This is a genomic window from Pedobacter insulae (genome assembly GCF_900113525.1).
GTDB classification, from domain to species: Bacteria; Bacteroidota; Bacteroidia; order Sphingobacteriales; family Sphingobacteriaceae; genus Pedobacter; species Pedobacter insulae.
Genome location: NZ_FOPP01000013.1, coordinates 72,461 through 95,080 on the forward strand (window position 1 = coordinate 72,461; position 22,620 = coordinate 95,080).

Consider the following 22,620-nt stretch of genomic DNA (forward strand, 5'->3'; position numbering starts at 1 on the left):
GTATTGATGAAAGACGGTAGAGTAATAAATGCAAAAATTTTGGGCATTTTCATTATGGCTAGGAAGCTAGGAGAACAAATATTGAACGTTTTAAAATGTATGGGTCGACCATTCAACTATGTCCAAAAGTTAATTTAAGGCGTTATAAATACATATTAAAAATTAAAACTATGTATTATCCAGATGTCGAAAAAAGTAGAATTACTCCTCAAAAAGCAGTTGAAATACTAAAAGCTCACGGCACAGAAATGACCGAAGAAGAGGCCGCATCAGCACTAGAATTCATAAAAAAGTTGATTAAAATGGCAATAAAGCAACAAATTTTACTAGCAGAAAAGCAGATTGAGGAAGCCCGAAAAAGCCTATAAGGATTAAAATAAAAAAACTCCCCATATGGGAAGTTTTTTTTGTGAGTACTCTCGGAGAACTTTAATTGGAAAAACTTAATCGACAGTTTAGAAGAAACAGCGGCTTTAAGCGATATAGAAGAAGATTTCGAAATACAATCGTAGCGTAAAATTTGAACTTTCAATTTTACATACTTAGCCTCAATAATGAGGAAGTCATAAATTTTCCTGAACAAAAACATGTACCAGCAAATGTCTGTATCACTTCCGTTTTTTGATCGTTAACTTAATTTCTTTGACAGGACCAAATTTTTCCTCTTTGGTTTTTTCTGTGATTGTCTTGAAAACTACAACTGCGTTACGTAATTGTTCCTCATCAACCTTTGATCTCAGGATTAAATTTTATCTTAGAGCTTCTAAGCCATTCTGAATAAATGAAACGCATTTCAAATATCGGTATTCACATACCCACTAACGATGATAATTATATAAACCTTGACAGCCTCAGTTCGCTATCGGAAACCGATATTGCTATCATTAGTCCTGATTTGGCCTTGACAAGCTATTCTACCTATGAAGGATATTCTGATAATGGCAAGTATGAAGGTAAAACGCTATACAACAAAGATTCCTCTTCCAGGATCATTGACCATACCAAACATTGGAAAGCAGAAATATTGCACTTCATCGAAAATGGAGGCACTTTGTTTGTAGTATTGTGTAGAAAAACCGATTTTTATATCTACACGGGCACCCAATCATTTAGTGGAACCGGCCGGAACCAGAAGACCACCAACCATGTCACGCCGCATTCAAATTACAAATATTTACCCTTTAGTTCTTTTGAATTTCATTCTGCCAGCGGAACGACTGTATATCCCAACTCCAGTTTGGTTGCTGAACTGCATAAAAATTGCAAAGACTATTTTTCTTTCGAGACCTACATAAAAAGTGATAAGATTACCGACACGACATTTACAACAAAAAATAAAGACAGGATACTCGGTGCATCAATCGCATTAAAGAAAGGTTTCATTGTATTCCTGCCCTATATTGATTTCAGGGTAAACACATTGACCAAATACAATTCAAAAACCAATAAAACTACATGGAATGCTGAAGGCGTTAAAATCGGAAAGCTTTTCTTAAATTCTTTGGCACAAATTGATAAAGTATTAAAGCAGGAACAGGATAAAACGCCTAAACCTAACTGGCTTGCACAAAATATATTTGAGTTGTCGGAATCGGCTCTAACCGAAAAAAAGATTGCGAAGCTGTCTGAGGAAATACTTAAAAAGCAAAAGGAGATCGTCAAGTTAGAGGGGGTGCTGGAAGAGCAGGAGAGTTTGAAAGATTTGTTATTTGAAACGGGAAAGCCATTGGAAAAGGCTGTCATTAAAGCACTAACTATTTTAGGATATTCAGCTGAAAATTACGATGATGGTGAATTAGAGCTTGACCAGATCATTTTATCACCTGAAGGACAAAGATTTATAGGCGAATGCGAGGGCAAGGAAAGTAAGGATATCGATGTTTCAAAATTTAGACAGCTATTAGATGGCTTAAACGCAGATTTTGAAAAGGATTCTGTAGAAGAACGTGCATCAGGGTTACTATTCGGTAATCCTCAACGACTTCAAGCACCAAATGAGCGATCCTTATCCTTCACTCAAAAATGTCAAACCGGCGCCAAACGGGAACAAATTGGACTCGTGAAAACAGCAGATCTTTTCGATGTATGTAAGTATATCGTTGAAAGTAAAGATAAGGATTTCGCCAAAAGATGCCGGGATAGTATTTCAGAACAGCTGGGAGAAATTATTCGATTTCCCCAACTGCAATAATCATCTGTATACGCACAATATTTACACGAGGTGTGTGAAAACCACAAATGTGTCGGAGAATCATTATCATGAAAAAGCGAGCATGTTTAAAGTTGCCATAGAGCTTCTCCAAATTAACTAGGCTTGGGAATTACGAAAGGTTTCCTGCACCCGTCTTTTGATATAATCGAAGATCATACGCTGTTCCGTTCCTTTTTTAGCCAATTCATTCATTGCTTTCAATAGAAGCGAATATTTTTTTGCCTTTTCTGCAATATCTAATTGCTTTTTCCTACTAGATTCAAAATAGTCAGAGAAATGTGTTATATCATTGAATAAATCAGCCTTTAATTGATTGTAATATTCTTTATTAAGTTCTTCGCCATTTTTCTTCAAAGCGATCTCAGGGTACCATCTTTTAAAATGGTTTAGAATGCCATCTAATCTCTGATAACAATCCGAAAAGGTGATGACATCCGCTAAGTGTGCAAACTTGTTCCTGATTTCCGAAAACCGCTTGAATTTTTCACGTTTGAGCTTATCAAAATATTTCAATTCTAGCAAAAGATTGAGCTTTACATCGAAACTCATTGATTCAGACCTGAACAGTTTGGTGGTCTTAATATCTATGCCCAGTAGTAAGCAGAGATATGTTGAAATGTTTTTTTCCAAATGGACAGAGTCTTCGATAACTCTTGCCCTAGCTGTGATTGTAGCCATTCTCTGAGAGTGCTAATTTAGAATATAAATGTAGTCAATTTCTTACCAATTAATTCTTGGATTCAAGTAGCTTGCATAAAAAGCAAAAATAAGCACGAGAAAGTATGTTTATAAGTGAAGCGCCGTTATGTTGGCATCAAATCATATTATGAACCTCATATGTACATTGAAAACCGTATTTTACGAAAATTCTTGAGCTGAATAAAATTTCCTCCACCCAATCCTGATCGTCGATAATTTTCCAAAAAGATTTGAAACAAGGTCTTTTAAGCACCCTTAAACATCGCTCAGATTGAGTTTTGAAATTTTATAACAGTGGTATAAAATATACCGAGATATTAACCCTGACTATTCAATTCGTCGAGGTCAGAACTTGTTACGAATTTATTCATCAACATAACCAAGGAAGCTGCAGTCTGAAACTTTATATCATTTAAGGCAAAACCAGTATTAGACCAGTCCTTTTCTTTTTCAATCATTTCTATAGTCCTTTGTTTACTTTCGACTATTCTTGTTGTTCCTAAAACATCAGCATTCATCATATGAGGATCAACTGAAATTGCAAGACTAATAGCTCTGCCTACCAGCTCATCGTTTCTTCCGTGCTCTTTGCTTCGAGAATTACATCCCTAATTTTTAAGAGCTCCTTCCCCAAATTTCTCTGTTGACTCATAATATGAGGTTGATTAATCTTTAAATAGACAAATGATTAAAATAAAAATGGGGTTAGCTTTTCAACTAAACCCCTAAAAAAACTTACCCAAAGGTGTTTTTCCGATCTCATGTTACGATTTTATCTTACGATTTTACTCGTGTTTTCGGTAGTTTCCTACTTACTGCGATAACGATCAGCAATAGCCAAAATTAATTGAACCAAAGCACAGACCGCCAGAATAACCGTGGCTATCCCAGACATGAACACTACTGTCATAGCCACAAAAGTACAACTTCTTCATTAACTTACAACCTGCCTTGCAAAATATTTCTCCAAAAATTAGTAGTTAGTGTAATTATCTTCTTCATAATCCGACCAAAAAAATATTGGCCTCTCCTCTTCAAGTTTAGCAATCATCTCCTCTATTTTTTTTGTGATTTCATCGTTAGGTTTGCGATAGATCCGATCATGGAAATTATATTCCTGATCTTGACAAATTTTGATATCTTCTTCCGAAAGCCCTCCTTTAATTAGCCTTTCTAAAGTAAATATCATCGCAGTATGAGTAAAGTATATACCCATGCTCATTGAGATAATTTCGTCATAAAATCTATAGAACTTATTGTTTTTTCCAAATAGTACCCATGCCTTTGTCCTCATATCCAATACTATTCCGTAGAGCTCAGATAGTTGTGGTTCTTTTGCTTCCAAAACTAATTGATATTCAGTCATTCTACGTTCGTAAATATTTTCAATGTCTTTTAAATTAAGTGTTTTTCGAAAGGACATAGCGCTAGCGTAACCTTTAATTCCTGCTGATTGATCTCTTAATAATTCCATATACTCTTTTGCTTTATGGGTATTAATTAATAATTCAATCACTGCTTCAAACCGCTTTTGAGACCTCCAGGAAAATAAAGCGACTAAAGCGATAACTGCAACGATCACCGCACAAATCGCTTGTATAAACTCAGCTTTATTTGCGCTAATTACTATTTGACATATTATATTCATATAAATCCATTTTAACAAAGATAAATAAGTTTAATACACTTATTTACTGATGATGATAAGCCAATTCAATTCCCCATTACACCCCGTACAGCTACTTTTGATTATCAATAAAAAAACAATAGAAAAGCAATTTATCTCATTCAAAAAATACATCGGGCAATCCAATTAGCAGACTCAAGGGCAAGAAAGCAGAGCCGGTAAAACCAATTAGTGAAAAGCTAATAGAGAACAGTTCATCCCTCAATAGAACAGTAAATGGCCAACAATCACACGGCGAGAATTGGATTTTTTAAGGATTTAATAAAATAATATATAAACTTAAGCCATCTTTAAAACAAAAGGGCCTTTGTGTTCTCGGAGAACTTTACTTTGAAAAATTTTATTGACAATTTAGAAGAAAGAGCGGATTTAAGCAAGCCAGAAGAAGATTCCGAAATACATTCGTACCTTAACTTTAAACTATCTAGCAGGTTCAACTTTGTTCGTGCTTGCAAAGTCTTTGAATGCTTCTAAAATGAAAATTAATTTACTTGCATCGCCATAACCTTTAAATATTCTTCCATCTGAACTTAATATGTACCAGTCATCAGTTGATGCTTTCCCTTCTACTGGTTCCAACAACTTGCCAGCGAGGGAAGTTTCTTCCAAATCAATTTAATTGACCATCCAGGATTATCGATTGTTTCAATTGAGATTCCAAAACCATGTTCCCAATCTCCATCGCAGTTACTTTTATACCATTCGGACACCAATTTAAAATTTCCATAATAATATTTGAAAAATCTTTGGTACGAATTTGGAGGAAATAGCGGCTTTGGGTATTCCAGACCAAGAAGTAAATATACAATAGCAGCTTAACTTTGAACTATTTCATTTAGTATATTTATGGAATAAAGAGACATAAAAAATATATCTGAATGAATACTCCAGAATTTGTTGCCTCATTAATGTATATAGCTTATAAAGATTATACAGGTGCAAGGTTGTTGCTAAATAACAACGAAATACTACAAGGTTTAACTTTGGCTAGTTCTTCAGTTGAAAAGTACATGAAAGCATATCTTTTGGCAATAGGCAAAACACCAAGAGAAGTACATTTGGACAGAATGAAAGAACTGAAAAAACAATTCGGGAATAGTAATATTGCTGTACTTGACCCTTTAGACAAGGGTTTTCTAAGACTGCTTGGAAAGGCCTATTCTTACCGATATTTAAACAAAAAGTCTGAGATTGAATATATTGGGTGTGCAATAAATCAAGTACTAGCAGAACTTGACTTTACAGTAAATTATTTTGAAGATCAAATTGAATTATACGATCCAATGACAGGTAAAAAAAAACAAACTTGGTATTTAAGGGCTTTTGAGTCAAATTACCCTATAGTTTCTCAAAACAATTATTTAAAGCAAAATATTTCAAAGAAAGATTTTATGGAGTTACCGACTGCTATGTTTTCGTTACGTGTTAACCCAGGCAAAAAAGTCGGTGATCAATTAATATTAGAAACTATTATTCCAGAGCAAAAATTTAAATATAATGGTGCAATTATTGAAAATTTAGAAATCAGAAAAAAAGGAATGAAACCTTAAATATCTTCGATTTGGAGCGAGAAAGTCAGTCAGATTGCCGTATACAGAATAAGATTAAAAAAACTTCCCATATGGGAAGTTTTTTTTGTTAGTACCCAAGAGGAGATTCGAACTCCCACACCCATAAGGGCGCCAGCCCCTCAAGCTGGTGCGTCTACCAATTTCGCCACCTGGGTTTGCGCTGCAAATATAATGGAATGATTGAATTTTAAAAGATAAATTAAATACTAATCGTTAAACCATCGTAAGCCAGTCTAATATGAGGAGGCAATTCATTCTCAATGTTGGCATGTAAACCCAAATTATGGCTCATATGCGTAAAATAAGTCATCTCCGCCCCTACTTTTTCAGAGAAAGCTATCGCTTCTTTTAGAGTGAAGTGAGAAATATGATCCTCCTTTTGCAAAGCGTTAATCACAAGATATTTAGTTCCCTTTATTTTTGATAGTGAGTTGCCGGAAACAGTTTTTGCATCGGTGATATAAGTAAAGTCCCTGATTCGATAACCAATTACTGGTAATTTATAATGCATCACTTCAATCGGTGTAACCACAGTTTCACCAACAATAAAGCTCTGACTGTTAACCGTATGCATATCGATTTGTGGTAAGCCATGATATTTAGTGTCAGCGAAGATATAAGAGAACTCTCTTTGCAAAGCTTCCTGAACTCTTTCCGTTGCATAAATAGCAATTCGCTTTTTTAGCAGGTAATTAAATGGCCGGATGTCATCTAACCCAGCAACATGGTCTTTATGCTCATGTGTATATAATATCGCATCCAGATCCTTCACCCCGGCTCGTAGCATTTGATACCTGAAATCTGGGCCGCTATCTATTACAATAGTCTTATCCGTTTCAATAAGTACCGATACCCTTAATCTTTTATCTCTTAAATCGGCCGACAAACATACCTCACAACTACAACCTATAACGGGTATCCCTTGTGATGTTCCTGTGCCTAAAAATGTTATTCTCAAAATTCTGTTATTAGATGCTTCATTAATCCACAATTATTGTGTACTCATTATTTCCGCTAACTTCTTGTCCAGTGCCTCATCACTTTCCCCGCCTCCGCCATATCGTCCAATAATTTTGCCCGTTTTATCAATTAAAATCTTTGTTGGTAGTGTATGAATGCCAAAACTATCACTAATATCGTTTGATCTATCAAATCCATCTTTCGTTAACTTCAACCCCCTTAATACATGTTTCCACATTCCAATCCCATCCTGAGCCACAGCAGCTCTCCAAGCTTCAGGTTTAGTGTCATCGTCCGATATACCTATAATTTCAAAACCTTTGGGTTTATATAGGGTATATAATTTTTTCAAATGTGGATTTCCCTCCCTACAAGGTATGCACCAACTCGCCCAGAAATCTAACAACACATATTTCCCTTTAAAATCTGCCAAACTTAAAGGTGCTCCGTCAATATCAACCCAAGTAAACGCGCCAGCTACCGAACCGGGAGATCCTTTTCTCAACTTTACAATTTCTGCTTCAATTTGTTTACCAAAGCCACTTTGTTTGATCTTTTCGGAAAATCCTTTATAAAAAAGCACTACAGAGTCTAAAGGTAGTTTGGAAACTTTAAAAGTCATTAAATAGGCCGACAAATACGAATTTGGATTTTTTGCGACAAAGGCATAATCTACCTGATCCAATTTCTTACTAAAGGGTTCGAACTGATTACGAATAACATTTGCAACTTTTTTGAGCGAGTCTTGTACGCTTGGAGGCAACTTATCCTTGATTGCTTTTATATATGCTTCATTCGCTAACTTATAAGCATCTTGATACGGTTTCAGACCTGCGGTGATCGAGCCTTTAAGTTTAGCAAGTTGGGCAACCTCATCCTGAGTTTTTGAACCCTTTAGCTTAAAGTCTTTATAATTACCCTCCGTCACTTCCAGTTTCATCTCAGAAGGCTCTATAAAAAAACTAGTGAAATTAGGGTCATCCACATTTCTAGTTTTCAATGATCCGCGCAAATAAGCATTTGTAGGTTCATTAATATTCCCTTTAAACTTAAATGTTTGCTGAATAATGATGCTGCTATCCGTTTTAGATTGCCCATCTTTGTCCCGGTAACTAAGGTAGATATAACCAGAATTCTTCCAATTGATCGTTCCAGAAATTGTAAAAGTTGCCTTTTGAGCAAAGGCAAATAAACTTAGGAAAGTAAGTACGATTAAAAATCTAACTCTTTTCATTTCGGTTAAAGATTGGCAAAAGGTAATACAATAATACCGAAAATAATTTTAATCGCTTATAATTGAACCTGGATGTCGAGCATTAAAAAGGGGCTTAAGTACATGACCTAAACCCCTCATATTAACAGGTAAAATATGTTATCGTAAATCTACAACTTCAACTCCTGGATGTTTCTTAGCGTCGAAAGCAAACGTAGTCGCCGGCACTTTAATGTTCGGAGAAAAAGTTTTTACGTTATAAGTATAAGTATTTCCGTTTTTCTCGAAAATAACAACATTCGCTATTTGTTTAGAAACTTTATCAATACTTAAGCGAACTTTAAAAATAGTTTTTTTCGTATCCGTAGGTGATAAATCAATCATCTGATAAGTTTTAGAACCAACCTTTTTTTCACCAGTATAAAGATACTTAAAGCCTTTTTCATAAATAGTGAAGATCTTTGCCGGGTTTATCGCATCGCTGCTTTGATCAACATTGGAAATCTGAACCTCTTTGTCATTTTTTAAATACGTCCACTGTACCTTACCATCGCTAATCAAATCTTGATTAGTCATCGCTACCTTATATTTGTTGGCATTTGCCTTTACATATAAAGTTCCTTGTTGGGTTTCATTAACCTTTGCCTGTGCATTGTTTAAGGTAAATGTAAAATCAGTCTTAACAACATCATACGAACGATATTTCTTACTTACTGCAGCCAAAATCTCTTTCGCTTTTGAATCTGTTTGTGCCGAAGCCTTCAATCCAAAACTTCCAATAATCACTAATGCTACTATTAATTTCTTCATCTTTTTCTTTAATTTAATTGCTAAATCGGGTTAAAAATAAGTTAGCAAAATTTAAAACCAATTATTTTTTATTTAAGTCATTCAAGAATTGTTCCAAAGCATACTGATCCGGCAATAAAACTTCTCTAGCCTTGCTTCCTTCGAACGGACCAACTACTCCAGCTGATTCTAATTGATCGATGATTCTCCCTGCCCTATTATAGCCCAGCTTCATTTTTCGCTGAATTAACGATGTGGAGCCTTGTTGATGGGTTACAATGAGTTGGGCAGCTTCTTCAAATAAAGGATCGCGATCATCAGGATCAAAGTCCAATTTATTGGATTCAGCGTTCTCATCAATATATTCTGGTAATTGATAAGCATCTGGATAGCCCCTTTGATTACCAATAAACTCAGAAATCCGGTCAACCTCTGGAGTATCTACAAACGCACACTGTAGCCTTATTAAGTCGCTACCAGTGGATAATAACATATCTCCCCTTCCAATCAGCTGATCTGCACCACCACTATCTAAAATTGTTCTCGAATCTATCTTAGACAACACTCTAAATGCCAATCTGGCAGGAAAATTCGCCTTAATCGTACCAGTAATAATATTTACAGAAGGGCGTTGGGTGGCTAGAACCAGGTGAATTCCAATAGCCCTTGCCAACTGAGCCAAACGGGCAATAGGCGCCTCTACCTCTTTTCCCGCAGTCATCATTAAATCTGCAAACTCATCAACTACTAAAACTATAAACGGTAAAAATCTATGTCCATTGTTTGGGTTAAGCTTACGCTTGATAAACTTATCGTTATATTCTTTTAAATTCCTTACCTGCGCGTCTTTCAATAAATCATAACGTTGATCCATCTCAATGCAAAGAGAATTTAAGGTATTGACTACTTTTTTAGTATCGGTGATTATCGCATCAGCTTCACCTGGAAGCTTGGCCAGAAAGTGACGCTCAATTCTATTAAATAAAGTCAACTCCACTTTTTTAGGATCTACCAACACAAACTTCAGTTGAGCCGGGTGTTTTTTGTAAAGTAGCGACACCAAAATTGCATTGATCCCAACTGATTTTCCCTGCCCGGTTGCTCCCGCCACCAACAAGTGGGGCATCTTAGCTAAATCTGCAATAAACACTTCATTACTAATTGTTTTACCTAAGGCAATAGGCAAGTCCATCGTAGTTTGTGCCCATTTCTCTGTATTTAAAATACTTCGCATAGAAACCATCTCGGGATGCTGGTTGGGCACCTCAATACCGATTGTCCCTTTACCAGGCATGGGCGCAATAATACGAATACCCAAAGCCGCCAAACTTAACGCAATATCATCCTCCAAATTCTTGATCTTGGAAATTCTAACACCAGGAGCGGGGATAATTTCATACAAAGTAACAGTAGGACCAATCGTCGCTTTGATTTTATCAATCTCTATATTATAGTGGTTTAAAGTCTCTACAATTTTATTTTTATTAGCCTCCAACTCTTCAGCATTTACTGAAATCTTGTTCGAACCATAGTTTTCAAGCAAATCCAATTTAGGATACTGATAACCCGATAAGTCTAATTTTTCATCGTAGTTTCCAAATTGTTCAACCAAACCAGCAGCCTTTACTTCCTCTTCACTCTTTTCGACAGTAAAGGAGGGTTCAGGTGCAATAGGAGGAGCAGTAACAGTTGGAGTTAATAACACATTCGAGGCTAATGGCGTTGCAATGACACTTTCAACGCTTTCTTCCCTATTTTCAAAACGGTTTGGAGTTAATACAATATGCTGTTCCTTTTTAGCTTTATTTTTGTACTGATCGTTTATGCTAAATTCAACAGACTCAGCAACATCCTCTGGCACTTTGTTACTAGCCTCAGCATTCCTTATATCGTTAACATAGGCTGGTACTTCATTGTCTAAATAAACTTCCTTTTCACGTTTAGGAATTTTAAAATCTATGTTATAAGCAATGATCAATACGGTTAAACCTAAAAAAATAATTAGCCCTGCAACTCCGGCGGGACCAATTTGGGCGACTAATAATTTATTAGTCCAATAGCCAAATTCTCCTTCTAAAAAGTGTGGGCTTTGGGCAATAAAAGAATGTGCAAATGCCAGCGTTAAGGAAATAAAAATTAAAAAGAAAAAGCTGTAACCCAGCGTTTTCTCGAGGGCAAAAATCTTTACTTTAAACAATAGTCTATATCCGATCACAAAAAAGATTAAGACGAACAAGAACGAAGCTATCCCAAACCATTCATAAATAAATTGATGCGCTAATAACGCGCCTACTTTACCTAACCAGTTCTCCACTACCGGAGCAACTACACCATTATCCTTTAATTCCTCTGCTGTTTTAAAAAGATTACTCCATCCCCCATTTGCATCAATTACATAACTCTGATCATCTTGCCAGCTAAAAAGGTAAGAGGTAAAGGCTACAAAAAAGTAAAGCGAAAAAATGATGAAAAGTAAGCCCACGATTTTAACAAATCTACCGTCCCTTAAATCAAACGATGGCATTATGTTAGCCTTTGGACGTGTAGAACGGCTCGCAGAAGGTCGTTGGCCCTTCGAAGGATCACTTTCTTGTTTAAATGAGTTGGATTTAAATTGGTTTCCCCTTACCGACATCTCTTGTAAATTTATAATGAACAAACTTAGATAAATTACTTTTATATGCAATATAATTAGTTACATATAAAAATATTTTAAACCTTTTCAACCAACTTAGGTCTTAATAATATCAGCAAATAATTTTCATTTATGGTTTAGCTGTTTTTTGAATAGATTAGTTTTATATAGTTTTGTTTTAGGTTAATCCTGCTTAATTTTTTAGGCAGGATTTTTTGTATACTTCATTCCCCATTCACTCCAAGAACCATCATAAATACTTATATTTTGAAAACCAATTAAGGTTGCCGCTAAGGCATCAATACAAGCGGTCACACCCGATCCGCAACTAAATATCAAATGCGAATCTTTAGGGCCAATCTTCTGAAAAATGTTTTCCAACTTGTCCGTAGTCCCCATTTCGTTCTCCGCCAATACTTCTTCAAACGGTATATTGATAGAATTTGGTATGTGACCGGCCCTAAGCCCTTGCCTTGGTTCGCTAACACTCCCATTGAAACGTCCCGCACTTCGAGCATCGATAATGATTTTATCAGGGGCATCCAAGGCATTAAGCACTTCCTGAAAATTAACAAAAAATTGAGACTGATAAACACCCTTAAAATCTCCTTTGCTTGTCGGCAAAGCATGAATATGGCTATAGTCGAAACCTCTCCTCAGCCATAAAGGCAAACCACCATTTAGTACATAACAATTCTTAAATCCCATGGCCCGAAACATCCACCATACCCGCGGACTGGAATAAACACCCACACGGTCATAAACCACCAATAAAGAATTGTTGTTTATCCCCAGCTCTTGTGCAGCAGCCGTAAACTCGTTCTCACTGGGCATCATATGCGGCAAATCACTAGTTGCGCTACTAAATTTATCCCAGTCGAATTTTAAAGCATTCGGAATAATTTTATCATCCTCTGCCGAACTACTTTTTATAGGATTTGACAAACTTACATCCAATATGATTAGCAAGGGATTATTACGGTTTTCAAAAAGCCATTGTGGATTAACCAACGGTGAATTTTCATGCATATTTCGAAAGGTTATTCGTTCTGCAAAAATAGCTATACCAAACTTAATTATGAAATAACCGACTTCGTAAGTCGACCTAAAAACAACCGACTTCGTAAGTCGACTAAAAAAAGTCGACTTACGAAGTCGGGGGGTCTGTCGGGCGGGCGGGCAACTTTCGCTGTCAGGATTCTAAAATCTCATTTTATTTTTGTTATTTTAAGCTGTTAATTCGCACTGATAAAGAAATTTATTTACTATTAAAGATGGACAATACGCCTCTCGAGAAGCTGATTGAAGAAAATAAGCTTGCAGAAATTACCGAATTATTAAGTAAGCAACCAGCCCTTGCTATCGCTGCAACATCTCATCATATCTCTCCGTTATTATTAGCTGCCTATTATCAAAGACCTGATATTGCCAATGCCATTGCAGAATTTGTGCCCGAATTAACCATCTTTGAAGCCTGTGCCCTCGGAAAATTTGAGGAGACCACCTTGCTGATTTTCAAGAATCCGACCTCCATAAATTCTTACTCAGAAGATGGCTTCACCCCTCTGGGCTTAGCTTGCTATTTCGGACATGAAGAAATTGCTAGATTTTTGGTGCTAAAAGGCGCAGAAGTAAACGTACCCAGTAAAAATGGATTTAATGTATTCCCTATTCATTCGGCTGTCGCTGCAAATAACATCAATATTACAAGAATATTATTCGATGCTGGAGCCTACCCAAATGTCTGTCAAAAATCAGGTATGGCGCCATTACATTCTGCCGCTCAATTAGGAAACATTGAATTGATAATTTTACTGCTGGAGCATGGGGCTGACGTAAATCTACGGATGGAAGGTGGAAAGCTACCTGCCGACTTAGCTGCAGAAAAAGGCTTTGAAGAAATTGCAGAAATATTAAGAGACGACGATTAAATATCCCATACTTTTAACCTTACTTTCTTTACATAACTTCTTATATCAAGCACCACAGCAGCTAGTAAATAAAATAAAATTGGAAATCCTACCGCCAAGAATGAAGAGTAAATAAAAAACAAGCGCACTTTAGTAGTACTCATATTTAACGTATTTGCCAGATAGGTTGAAACACCAAAACTCTGTTTTTCGAAAAAAGTAATTACGCTTTGAAACATCTTATTACCCTATAATTTTAATTTTAAATACAATTTACGATTTTTTTATTGAAATGAATAATTCATTTAAGGCCGGTTCAAAAGTTTAACTCCGATACCACAATTTAAGCATTTTTTACTACTACAATAACTACGCCGCAGTTGTAATAACGCTTGCGAAAAATAGGCAGACTTCACCTGCACACCCGCATCAACATATTGTTTAATGATAACATTATGTTCTGCCGGCAGTTTTTCCTGTAGCTCAATAGCTCTATTCACAAGCATATATTGATCAATATACTTTCCATAAGCAAATAAAAATAAGCTCAGTGTGTTGATTAAAATATTATCTATACTCTCTTTACCCAATTGTAGATTAACATTTTCGGTAGCTTTATTAAAATGGTAATGTGTTTTCCAATAAGCATTTACTGGCAGGTGTTCAAAAAGCTGTACAATCATTTTATAATCCTTAATGATAATTATTTTAGAGAATAAGTGATTTGAATTGATAATCAAAGCCGCAAATTGAGCCAGGCGGAGCGTTGGGAAATTTTGTGGGCGCATTCGCATAAATTTCCACAAAGAGGTATCCACGGAATTTAACCTATATTTTCTTTTCAGGAACCGATATTCTCTTTTTAGTCTCTGAGGATAATCATCGGTAAATTTCTGAGCTAAAAAACCAGCCTGACCAAATAGCAAGGCTTCTATTTGGAGAGAATTATCTTTGTGTCTGGCTAAAATTTGTTGAGGTAGCGACCTGGCCAGCATCTCCATTGGGGCCGCATTAATCTTAAAGCCGAAATTTTTTGCCATAAAATGATAAAAAGTTTCATCCCAATCTCCTTTAAGCGCATTTAATTGATCATATACATCTTGCGACTTGCAAACAAGTCTTTCAATAGCTACCCGGGTTAAAAAATTTTCCACAAACAATCCGTCAACCTCCTTAACTTGTTTCTCGCAGGGAAAATTATTCGCAGACAGGATGAGTTGCTCGTAGTTTGTTAAAAGTGCAATTGGAAAACGGCCCTTGATTACCAATACTGGGATCAGCGTACCGTCTGTTCTGTAAATAGGTCTATCATTTACATAAACGATATGCAAAATCACATTGTCATAGGCGGCATCATGTTGATGTTGATGGACCAGCCAATCTGAAGCGTTAAGATGAATTTCGATACTCCCTACCCAAACAGTCCCGTCAACTACCAATTTAGCATGCAAGAAATCTGGACCAGCATTTTTATTCAAAGTTCCACACTGAATCACTTCAATTAATTCGGCAGCTTCAGTATAAAGCTGATCCACCCCGTATAATTTAAATCGCCATATAAAATGGAGGAATTCTTCTGGAAATCTCATGATTAAACCTATCAAAAAAACTCCTCAAACAAGAAGTTTTAATAGCATTTAACCCTGACTTACAGCCGTTTAAAAAAAATCAAAATAAGTTAATTCTAAGGGCAGCAAATTAATTTAAAGTGTAACAGCTCTCGCAGGCTTCTTATAATTTGTAATAAAAACCCCCGCAATGATCAATACTGTAGCAATCAATAAATCGATGGTAATCACTTCATCCAATACCAGCCAACCCAAAAATATGGCAATAACGGTGTTAAAATAAGAAAGCATAGAAACTTCTGTTGCGCTCACCTTCTTTAAGGCATAATGATAGCTAAAATAGCCAATAACCGAACCAAATACTGCCAAATAACCTACCGCACCCAAGCTTTCAATGCTCCACCGAGCAGGTGCAATAACAGGCGATAAACAAACGGCTAAAATCAGCTGAACAACAGCAGAAAAGGCAAATTGATAAAATAGGTCTAAGAAAATATTAGAGCTCTGTAACGTATGTTTTTTCGTATAAATTGTTCCTCCTGCCCAGCCAGCGATGGCGATAGCTATGCAGATTATCCCTGTTTGATAGTTAGGATCCAGTAACTCACTTAATCCATCTCTAAATATAAAAGCAACTCCCGAAAATCCTACTATCACTCCTATAAAACCTTTCCAACTTGGTTTCTGCAAGCCTATAGCAACACTTCCCAAAAACACCGCAATTGGAGCCAGTGAATTAAGTAACGAGGTAAGTCCGCTGGAAATAGTTTGTTCTGCAACAGTCGTCATTCCGTTAGCAATCACAATCATTAAACTAGAGAGCAACATTTGTCTGCGTAAATTTTTCCATCCAATCCACGCCAATTCACCCTTTCGCCATAAGATAATCAGCAAGATCAACGCAGCGATCAATTGACGCAATCCTGCAACAAACCAGGGTGGTATCGTGTGCACAGCTACTCGAATACCCAAATAAGTAGTTCCCCACACTATGGCAACGATTAAAAGGGCAACAACTAACTTAATATTCACCGTTTTGGTCATATTAACTGAGCCGCACCTAAAATTTGTTCCATCTCTTGTTGCAATGTCAAAGCTTCTGCTCGAGCCTTCTCAGCAAAATCTAAACCATCGCTCGCATAAATAATGCTTCTGGCAGCATTAACCAATAAGCCACATTTACTATTTAAGCCATATTTACACACAGCCGCTAAACTTCCGCCTTGCGCTCCTACCCCTGGTACCAGCAAAAAATGATCAGGTGCCAAATTGCGGATATTTTCAAAGGCTTCGGCTTTAGTTGCTCCCACCACGAACATCATCTGATCGGTACTTGCCCATTGAGAGGAAGTTTTAATAACTTGTTCGAAAAGTTTATCGTCTCCACTTTGCCTGGTTTGAAAATCCTGACTCCCTTCATTCGAAGTCAGCGCTAAAAGGATTACCCATTTATCTTTAAAATTTAAAAAAGGAGATACCGAATCTTTCCCCATATATGGAGCAACTGTAACCGAGTCGAAACTCATACCAGAACCCTCCTCATTAAAAAAAGCTTCGGCGTACATTGCAGAGGTATTACCAATATCTCCACGTTTAGCATCGGCTATGGTGAACAAATTATTTGGAATATGCTTCCACGTTTCTGTAAGTGTTTGCCAACCTTTTGCACCATAACTTTCATAAAAGGCCGTATTCGGTTTATAAGCCACACACAAGTCATGTGTAGCATCTATCAGCTGTTTATTAAACTCCAAAATAGGGTCGTTATATTTCAGGAGGTGTTTAGGAAGCTTATTTAAAACCGGATCTAGCCCTATACACAAAAAAGATTTTTTTTGTTTAATCTGCTCAAAAAGTTGTTCTTTATTCATTTCTAATAGGAAAAATGGAGCACAAAGATGTTAATTTTCAACCTCTTTATGGAGGCCTCACCAAAATTTTTATGATTTATTTTTAAACATTTTCAATTTTTTGTTGCAGATTAAATTTCAAATACATACAATTGTGCCATAATTCTCAAATGTTTATCTGAATATCCCAGAAAAATTTCTTATCCATAGCTAATAATAAATGTTTTGAAAGGCATTTTTCCGTTGTATTTCTTTGATAAACCCAATTTAAAATTTCTCGACAAGCACATATAAATGTTTAATAAAACAGAATTAACTGAAAAACTCACTGCAGAATTACGTGAGTTAGCAAAAAGTGAGGGCATTGCAAATGCGGATGATCTGCGTAAAAACGATTTGATAGACCAAATTTTATCGAAACAAAAGGATCAAGCCACTGCTCCAGCTCCCGTTACGCTTAAAGAATCAAAGCCCAAAGTGGTAAAGGAGGCAGCTACTGATAAAGCGCCCGCAAGAAAGAGAGTAAGAATTGCTGCTAAAGACACTCCTGCTCCTGAACCTGAAAGAGCAACCTTATTTGACGAGCCTCAAACTAGAATCACCAAGGAAGAAACGACGGATCCAACTCCGGTTACTTTGCCACCTGATTTCGTGGATGATCCTAATCGTTTAGAAACGATTGCGGCCAAGTTACAAAATCAAGCAAAAAAAGAAAAACTTCCGAGAGAAGAAAAAAATAGACCTGCAAAAGAGGGTGCAACTAACCAAGCCAAGGAAGACAAATCTTTTAGAGATCGTCCAAAGCAAACCCGTAACGAGGCTGCAGCTGTACCTACTGAAGGCGTTGAAGTTAAAGAGAAACCAGCTCGCGAAGAAAGAGCACCGAGAGAAGATAATCGCCCTGCTAAAAACCATAACAATAGCAATAATCACAAACAAAACGAAACCAGTTATTCGACCCTTGATTTTGACAACACCATTACCAATGAGGGTGTTTTGGAAATCATGCCAGATGGATACGGGTTTTTACGTTCTGCCGATTATAATTATCTGTCGTCTCCGGATGATATCTATGTATCTCAATCGCAAATTAAACTTTTCGGTTTAAAAACAGGAGATACGGTAAATGGCAGTATTCGCCCACCAAAAGAAGGAGAAAAATATTTCCCGTTGGTTAAGGTAATTAGCATCAATGGTCGCATGCCTGCCGATGTAAGAGATCGGGTACCATTTGATTATTTAACGCCCTTATTCCCTACCGAGAAATTAAATTTATTTACTGATAACAGCAATTATTCCACCAGGATCATGGATCTTTTTACCCCAATTGGTAAAGGTCAGCGTGGTTTAATCGTTGCACAACCTAAAACTGGTAAAACGAACCTATTAAAGGAGGTTGCCAATGCAATTGCTAAAAACCATCCAGAAGTTTATTTAATTATTCTTTTGATCGATGAACGTCCAGAAGAGGTTACAGATATGGCCCGTAGTGTAAGGGCTGAAGTTATTGCTTCTACTTTTGATGAGCCTGCTGAGCGACATGTGAAAATTGCAAACATTGTTTTAGAGAAATCTAAACGATTAGTGGAATGTGGTCATGATGTAGTTATTTTATTAGATTCAATTACCCGTTTGGCCAGGGCCTATAACACAACGGCACCTGCTTCTGGAAAAATTCTTTCAGGGGGTGTCGATGCCAATGCATTGCATAAACCAAAACGCTTCTTCGGTGCAGCACGTAACATCGAAAAAGGAGGTTCCTTAACTATTTTAGCAACAGCCTTAACCGATACGGGTTCTAAAATGGACGAGGTTATTTTCGAAGAATTTAAAGGTACCGGTAACATGGAATTACAATTAGACCGTAAATTATCTAACAAACGTATTTTCCCTGCTATCGATATTACTGCCTCAAGTACGCGTAGAGAGGATCTATTATTGGATAGAGAATCACTGCAACGCATTTGGGTATTAAGAAACCACTTAGCCGACATGAACTCTCAAGAAGCTATGGAATTAGTACAAGCTCAGATTAAAGGCACGAAAAGCAATGAAGAATTCCTAATGGGGATGAATGGCTAATGAAAAAGCATATTCCCAATACCATCACCTGTGCCAACCTGTTTTCGGGTTGCATAGGTGTTGTTTTTGCATTTAATGGTGAACTTGAAATAGCAGCCTATTTCGTTTTACTATCGGGTATTTTTGATTTCTTTGATGGCATGGTTGCCCGACTTCTTCATGTTAAATCAGCAATTGGGAAGGAATTAGATTCATTGGCCGACATGGTAAGTTTCGGGTTTCTACCTGGCGTTGTGATGTTTCAGTTGTTAAAAATGGGGGATTTTAAAAATGAATACCTCCCCTATCTGGGTTTCATTATAACAGTCTTCTCCGCTTTACGCTTAGCGAAATTCAATATTGACGAAAGACAAACTGAGGATTTTATAGGCTTAAACACGCCGATGAATACCTTATTGATCGTTTCCTTACCCTTTATTGCAAAAGATTATCCTGCCATCATTGGCTCAACTTGGATACTAATGGCGTTAGTGGCAATTACTAGTTTTTTACTCGTAAGCGAAATTAAGATCTTTTCTTTCAAATTAAGTGACCTCAGTTGGACAAAGAACAAAATGAAGTTCATTTTCTTAATCCTCTCCATGGCGTTAATTGTTTCGCTGAAGTTTACTGCTGTTCCTTTTATTTTAATCCTTTATATAGGTCTTTCGATCTTACACTTCCGCATCAAGGCCTGATATACACTGGATATTATTTGAGCAATTCCACTTTAGCTTCTTCCAATTGTTCGTAGAGGCGTGCTACCCATTTCTTCGATATAGCAAAGTCTTCAGGAATTTTAGCTAATTCTGTTAAATCACGCGAATTTCGTTCAATAGTTTGCATCAGCTCCCTTAAATCATCTCTTCCAACATAATGAAATGTAGGTTTAATTTTGTGAGAAAACTCAGAAGTAGCTTTCCAATCCTCCGCAGCAATCGCATTTTCCAAATCAGCCATATAAATGGGAGTTTGCTTCTGAAAAACTTCCAACATTTCAACCATAAACTCGGGACTATCTCCAGACATCTCCCTGAGGTAAGATAAATCTAAAGGATGATTATTTATATTTTGATCGATCATTAATCAAACTTAAAAAAAAATGTTACTTTTTCCAATTAATCTACCTTTTCAAAACAGATAAATCATCGGTTAAATTAGCTAATAATTCTGAGATATTTTGCTGCAAAACCGGATGAACTCTATCCGGAGCTATTTCCATCATCGGAAGCAAAACAAATCGCCTGTTATGCATCTCTGGATGGGGAATTTGAAGTGTATGTCGTAGATTAACAACTTCGTCGCCATACAAAATAATATCAATATCAATCATCCGGGCTCCCCATTTTTCGTGTCTAACCCTACCCAGCTCAACTTCGATTTTCAATACAGCCTCCAGTAATTGTAGCGGAGTAAGCTCGGTTTGAATAGCCACAGCAACATTTAAAAAGCTTGGCTGGTCTACCTTTCCCCAAGCTGCTGTTTCATAGATGGAAGAAGTTAACTGTATTTCACCCACTCTTTGTCCGAGTAATGTTAATGCTTCGTCGATAATTTTTTGGCGGTTACCCAAATTACTTCCCAGTAACAAATGCACAGTATTTTTATCTGATAGCATAGTAGTCTCCAATTTTATATATTTACAAATTAAATACTTTAATTCGCACATGAGAGATTTTTTTAAATATGTTTTTGCCACCGTTGTAGGTATCGTAATTTCCACAGTTATTTTGTTTGTGTTGTTTTTTGTAGTGATGGTAGCCATTGTATCTTCGGTTGGCGAAGAGAAGAAAGTGATGGTAAAAAACAACTCCATCTTATATCTCAATCTAGATCAGGAAATTACAGAGCGAACTCCAGACAACTCACTTGCTGGAATTCCCATTTTTGGAGGTGGGTCAGAAAAGACCATTGGATTTAACGATGTTATTAAGGCCCTAAAAGCCGCAAAAACGGACGATAAGATTAATGGGGTTTATATGAATGTAAGTGCCCCAAATGCAGGTATGGCCACCATGCTGGAAGTTAGAAATGCCATTCTTGATTTTAAAACAAGCAGAAAACCTGTGATTGCCTACAGTGAGGTTTACTCACAAGGTGCCTACTATTTAGCATCGGCTGCAAGCAAAGTATATTTAAATCCTCAAGGCGGATTGGAGTTCAAAGGCTTTAGCGCTGAACTGACCTTTTTTAAAGGTGCGCTTGATAAATTAGGGATTGAAGCACAAATAATTAGGGTAGGCAACTACAAAAGCGCGGTAGAGCCATTCATCAATACTAAAATGAGCGATTATAACCGCAAGCAGGTAACGGCGTATGTAGCGGGATTATATCAAACCTTTTTAGAAGGCATTTCCGCTAGTAGAAACATCAGCACCGCCGAACTAAGCGCAATGGCAGATGCCTATAAAATTCAGCAGCCACAAGACGCTTTAACGTACAAATTAGTGGATGGTATTAAATATAAGGATGAAGTACTTGATGAACTGAGAGCCTTAACCAATAAGGATAAAAAGCGAAGCATAGATATCGTTAGCATCAATGATTATGCAGCAAACTTGCCTTCTCATCATACCACAACAGGTAAAAACAGCATCGCAGTGATTTATGCCAACGGAGATATTGTTGGTGGCGAAGGATCGGATGAACAAATTGGTTCAGAACGCATTTCAAGAGCAATCAGAAAAGCAAGATTAGACGATAATATTAAAGCAATCGTATTACGCGTAAATTCTGGTGGCGGTAGTGCATTAGCTTCTGAGGTAATCTGGAGAGAGGTTTCGTTAAGTAAGAAAATAAAACCTGTTATCGCATCTTTTGGGGATGTAGCCGCATCAGGGGGATATTATATCGGTGCGGCCGCAGATAGTATCTTTGTACAACCGAACACCATTACAGGCTCTATTGGCGTATTTGGGATCATTCCAAACTTCCAGAATTTATTAAACAATAAACTGGGTATTACCTTCGACGGCGTTAAAACTGGTCAGTATGCTGATATTATGAGTGTAAATAGACCGCTAACCGCTGGAGAGCGCTTTATTATTCAAAATAGCGTAAATCATATATACGATACCTTTTTGACCCGCGTAGCCGAGGGGAGAAAGAAAACCAAAGCGCAGATTGATAGTATAGGCGGCGGGCATGTTTGGATCGGTACCGATGCAATCAAAAATGGTCTAGCTGATCGACTAGGGAGTTTCAATGACGCCATTAAGTCGGCTGCAAAAAAGGCTAAATTAAGCGACTATAAAATTGTAGAGTACCCAGAAAAAATTGATCCGTTAAAGTCTTTATTAACAGATGCAAAAGACAATATCAGTTTATATTACACCAAAAAAGAATTGGGCGAAAACTACTTATTGTATAAGCAAATGCAAAAAGCAATTACCAATGCCGGTATTCAAGCGAAAATGGACTATGAGCTAAGAATTAAATAAAATTAAGTCGTCATTGCGAAGTACG

21 protein-coding genes, 1 tRNA gene and 1 pseudogene are annotated in these 22,620 nt (G+C 36.8%); 7 read left to right on the forward strand and 16 right to left on the reverse strand.

Features of this window, described 5'->3' with window-relative positions:
* The first annotated feature begins 170 nt into the window (after positions 1–170).
* Complete coding sequence (locus BM207_RS17735; protein ID WP_090997606.1) at positions 171–368, forward strand: hypothetical protein; 198 nt, start codon at positions 171–173, stop codon at positions 366–368.
* A 413-nt stretch (positions 369–781) separates the two neighbouring features.
* On the forward strand, positions 782–2,191 hold the full coding sequence (locus BM207_RS17740) for a hypothetical protein (protein WP_090997609.1): 1,410 nt from the start codon (positions 782–784) through the stop codon (positions 2,189–2,191).
* Positions 2,192–2,308: 117 nt separating this feature from the next.
* Here BM207_RS17740 and BM207_RS17745 read toward each other — a convergent pair whose 3' ends face one another.
* The 4 genes and pseudogenes from BM207_RS17745 to BM207_RS19325 all read right to left on the reverse strand — a co-directional run bounded on the left by BM207_RS17745 (position 2,309) and on the right by BM207_RS19325 (position 5,308).
* Positions 2,309–2,890, reverse strand: a complete 582-nt coding sequence (locus tag BM207_RS17745) for a hypothetical protein (RefSeq protein WP_090997612.1) — start codon at positions 2,888–2,890, stop codon at positions 2,309–2,311.
* A 338-nt stretch (positions 2,891–3,228) separates the two neighbouring features.
* A complete protein-coding gene (locus BM207_RS17750; protein WP_090997615.1) occupies positions 3,229–3,432 on the reverse strand; it encodes a hypothetical protein in 204 nt (67 codons plus the stop codon).
* A gap of 452 nt (positions 3,433–3,884) precedes the next feature.
* A complete protein-coding gene (locus BM207_RS17755) occupies positions 3,885–4,559 on the reverse strand; it encodes a hypothetical protein (protein WP_090997618.1) in 675 nt (224 codons plus the stop codon).
* Positions 4,560–5,018: 459 nt separating this feature from the next.
* Positions 5,019–5,308: pseudogene (locus BM207_RS19325) on the reverse strand (immunity 53 family protein).
* A gap of 168 nt (positions 5,309–5,476) precedes the next feature.
* On the opposite strand from BM207_RS19325, the gene BM207_RS17765 reads away from it, so the two are divergent.
* On the forward strand, positions 5,477–6,148 hold the full coding sequence (locus tag BM207_RS17765) for a HEPN domain-containing protein (RefSeq protein ID WP_090997620.1): 672 nt from the start codon (positions 5,477–5,479) through the stop codon (positions 6,146–6,148).
* A 92-nt stretch (positions 6,149–6,240) separates the two neighbouring features.
* Here BM207_RS17765 and BM207_RS17770 read toward each other — a convergent pair.
* The 6 genes from BM207_RS17770 to BM207_RS17795 all read right to left on the reverse strand — a co-directional run bounded on the left by BM207_RS17770 (position 6,241) and on the right by BM207_RS17795 (position 12,795).
* A tRNA-Leu gene (locus BM207_RS17770) sits at positions 6,241–6,324 on the reverse strand.
* Between the two features lie 44 nt (positions 6,325–6,368).
* Positions 6,369–7,127 (reverse strand): MBL fold metallo-hydrolase, encoded by a 759-nt coding sequence (locus tag BM207_RS17775; RefSeq protein ID WP_090997759.1) that lies wholly within the window; start codon positions 7,125–7,127, stop codon positions 6,369–6,371.
* A gap of 33 nt (positions 7,128–7,160) precedes the next feature.
* Positions 7,161–8,363 carry an AhpC/TSA family protein gene (locus tag BM207_RS17780; RefSeq protein ID WP_090997623.1) on the reverse strand — a complete coding sequence of 401 codons (1,203 nt, stop codon included), beginning with the start codon at positions 8,361–8,363 and terminating at the stop codon, positions 7,161–7,163.
* 138 nt (positions 8,364–8,501) lie between these two features.
* Complete coding sequence (locus tag BM207_RS17785) at positions 8,502–9,152, reverse strand: outer membrane lipoprotein periplasmic chaperone LolA1 (RefSeq protein WP_090997626.1); 651 nt, start codon at positions 9,150–9,152, stop codon at positions 8,502–8,504.
* Between the two features lie 61 nt (positions 9,153–9,213).
* The gene (locus tag BM207_RS17790) at positions 9,214–11,655 is read right to left on the reverse strand and encodes an FtsK/SpoIIIE family DNA translocase (protein WP_394332976.1); all 2,442 of its coding nucleotides are present in this window, start codon (positions 11,653–11,655) and stop codon (positions 9,214–9,216) included.
* A gap of 312 nt (positions 11,656–11,967) precedes the next feature.
* A complete protein-coding gene (locus BM207_RS17795) occupies positions 11,968–12,795 on the reverse strand; it encodes a sulfurtransferase (RefSeq protein WP_090997631.1) in 828 nt (275 codons plus the stop codon).
* Positions 12,796–13,040: 245 nt separating this feature from the next.
* Here BM207_RS17795 and BM207_RS17800 point away from each other — a divergent pair, with 245 nt between their 5' ends.
* The gene (locus tag BM207_RS17800; RefSeq protein WP_090997635.1) at positions 13,041–13,697 is read left to right on the forward strand and encodes an ankyrin repeat domain-containing protein; all 657 of its coding nucleotides are present in this window, start codon (positions 13,041–13,043) and stop codon (positions 13,695–13,697) included.
* On the opposite strand, the gene BM207_RS17805 is transcribed toward BM207_RS17800, so the two are convergent.
* The 4 genes from BM207_RS17805 to pyrF form a co-directional block, all read right to left on the reverse strand.
* Positions 13,694–13,915 (reverse strand): PspC domain-containing protein, encoded by a 222-nt coding sequence (locus BM207_RS17805; protein WP_090997638.1) that lies wholly within the window; start codon positions 13,913–13,915, stop codon positions 13,694–13,696. The two genes, BM207_RS17800 and BM207_RS17805, sit on opposite strands and share 4 nt — an antisense overlap.
* Before the next feature lie 66 nt (positions 13,916–13,981).
* Positions 13,982–15,265, reverse strand: coding sequence for a DUF2851 family protein (locus tag BM207_RS17810; protein WP_090997641.1), 1,284 nt, complete (start codon positions 15,263–15,265; stop codon positions 13,982–13,984).
* A 114-nt stretch (positions 15,266–15,379) separates the two neighbouring features.
* Positions 15,380–16,276 (reverse strand): DMT family transporter, encoded by an 897-nt coding sequence (locus BM207_RS17815; protein ID WP_245768161.1) that lies wholly within the window; start codon positions 16,274–16,276, stop codon positions 15,380–15,382.
* Between the two features lie 8 nt (positions 16,277–16,284).
* Positions 16,285–17,115: an orotidine-5'-phosphate decarboxylase gene (gene pyrF, locus BM207_RS17820; RefSeq protein ID WP_090997645.1), complete on the reverse strand. Its 831-nt coding sequence runs from the start codon at positions 17,113–17,115 to the stop codon at positions 16,285–16,287.
* Between the two features lie 273 nt (positions 17,116–17,388).
* On the opposite strand from pyrF, the gene rho reads away from it, so the two are divergent.
* A complete protein-coding gene (gene rho, locus BM207_RS17825; protein WP_090997648.1) occupies positions 17,389–19,176 on the forward strand; it encodes a transcription termination factor Rho in 1,788 nt (595 codons plus the stop codon).
* Positions 19,176–19,853 carry a CDP-diacylglycerol--serine O-phosphatidyltransferase gene (gene pssA / locus BM207_RS17830; RefSeq protein ID WP_090997651.1) on the forward strand — a complete coding sequence of 226 codons (678 nt, stop codon included), beginning with the start codon at positions 19,176–19,178 and terminating at the stop codon, positions 19,851–19,853. Before rho ends, pssA begins: the two co-directional genes overlap by 1 nt.
* Before the next feature lie 13 nt (positions 19,854–19,866).
* Here the strand turns inward: pssA and BM207_RS17835 are convergent, their stop codons facing one another.
* Both BM207_RS17835 and folK read right to left on the reverse strand, forming a co-directional pair.
* On the reverse strand, positions 19,867–20,238 hold the full coding sequence (locus tag BM207_RS17835; protein WP_090997653.1) for an Hpt domain-containing protein: 372 nt from the start codon (positions 20,236–20,238) through the stop codon (positions 19,867–19,869).
* Positions 20,239–20,278: 40 nt separating this feature from the next.
* Positions 20,279–20,773, reverse strand: coding sequence for a 2-amino-4-hydroxy-6-hydroxymethyldihydropteridine diphosphokinase (gene folK, locus BM207_RS17840; RefSeq protein ID WP_090997761.1), 495 nt, complete (start codon positions 20,771–20,773; stop codon positions 20,279–20,281).
* A gap of 49 nt (positions 20,774–20,822) precedes the next feature.
* Between folK and sppA the strand changes: the two genes are divergently transcribed.
* Positions 20,823–22,595 carry a signal peptide peptidase SppA gene (gene sppA, locus BM207_RS17845; protein ID WP_090997656.1) on the forward strand — a complete coding sequence of 591 codons (1,773 nt, stop codon included), beginning with the start codon at positions 20,823–20,825 and terminating at the stop codon, positions 22,593–22,595.
* Positions 22,596–22,620 lie beyond the last annotated feature (25 nt).

Excerpts from the sequence above, each read along its gene's own strand:
- BM207_RS17735 (WP_090997606.1), top strand. The coding sequence starts at position 171 with ATGTATTATCCAGATGTCGAAAAAAGTAGAATTACTCCTCAAAAAGCA.
- BM207_RS17740 (WP_090997609.1), top strand. The coding sequence starts at position 782 with ATGAAACGCATTTCAAATATCGGTATTCACATACCCACTAACGATGAT.
- BM207_RS17745 (WP_090997612.1), bottom strand. The coding sequence starts at position 2,890 with ATGGCTACAATCACAGCTAGGGCAAGAGTTATCGAAGACTCTGTCCAT.
- BM207_RS17750 (WP_090997615.1), bottom strand. The coding sequence starts at position 3,432 with ATGATGAATGCTGATGTTTTAGGAACAACAAGAATAGTCGAAAGTAAA.
- BM207_RS17755 (WP_090997618.1), bottom strand. The coding sequence starts at position 4,559 with ATGAATATAATATGTCAAATAGTAATTAGCGCAAATAAAGCTGAGTTT.
- BM207_RS17765 (WP_090997620.1), top strand. The coding sequence starts at position 5,477 with ATGAATACTCCAGAATTTGTTGCCTCATTAATGTATATAGCTTATAAA.
- BM207_RS17780 (WP_090997623.1), bottom strand. The coding sequence starts at position 8,363 with ATGAAAAGAGTTAGATTTTTAATCGTACTTACTTTCCTAAGTTTATTT.
- BM207_RS17785 (WP_090997626.1), bottom strand. The coding sequence starts at position 9,152 with ATGAAGAAATTAATAGTAGCATTAGTGATTATTGGAAGTTTTGGATTG.
- BM207_RS17790 (WP_394332976.1), bottom strand. The coding sequence starts at position 11,655 with ATGCCATCGTTTGATTTAAGGGACGGTAGATTTGTTAAAATCGTGGGC.
- BM207_RS17795 (WP_090997631.1), bottom strand. The coding sequence starts at position 12,795 with ATGCATGAAAATTCACCGTTGGTTAATCCACAATGGCTTTTTGAAAAC.
- BM207_RS17800 (WP_090997635.1), top strand. The coding sequence starts at position 13,041 with ATGGACAATACGCCTCTCGAGAAGCTGATTGAAGAAAATAAGCTTGCA.
- BM207_RS17805 (WP_090997638.1), bottom strand. The coding sequence starts at position 13,915 with ATGTTTCAAAGCGTAATTACTTTTTTCGAAAAACAGAGTTTTGGTGTT.
- BM207_RS17810 (WP_090997641.1), bottom strand. The coding sequence starts at position 15,265 with ATGAGATTTCCAGAAGAATTCCTCCATTTTATATGGCGATTTAAATTA.
- pyrF (WP_090997645.1), bottom strand. The coding sequence starts at position 17,115 with ATGAATAAAGAACAACTTTTTGAGCAGATTAAACAAAAAAAATCTTTT.
- rho (WP_090997648.1), top strand. The coding sequence starts at position 17,389 with ATGTTTAATAAAACAGAATTAACTGAAAAACTCACTGCAGAATTACGT.
- pssA (WP_090997651.1), top strand. The coding sequence starts at position 19,176 with ATGAAAAAGCATATTCCCAATACCATCACCTGTGCCAACCTGTTTTCG.
- BM207_RS17835 (WP_090997653.1), bottom strand. The coding sequence starts at position 20,238 with ATGATCGATCAAAATATAAATAATCATCCTTTAGATTTATCTTACCTC.
- folK (WP_090997761.1), bottom strand. The coding sequence starts at position 20,773 with ATGCTATCAGATAAAAATACTGTGCATTTGTTACTGGGAAGTAATTTG.
- sppA (WP_090997656.1), top strand. The coding sequence starts at position 20,823 with ATGAGAGATTTTTTTAAATATGTTTTTGCCACCGTTGTAGGTATCGTA.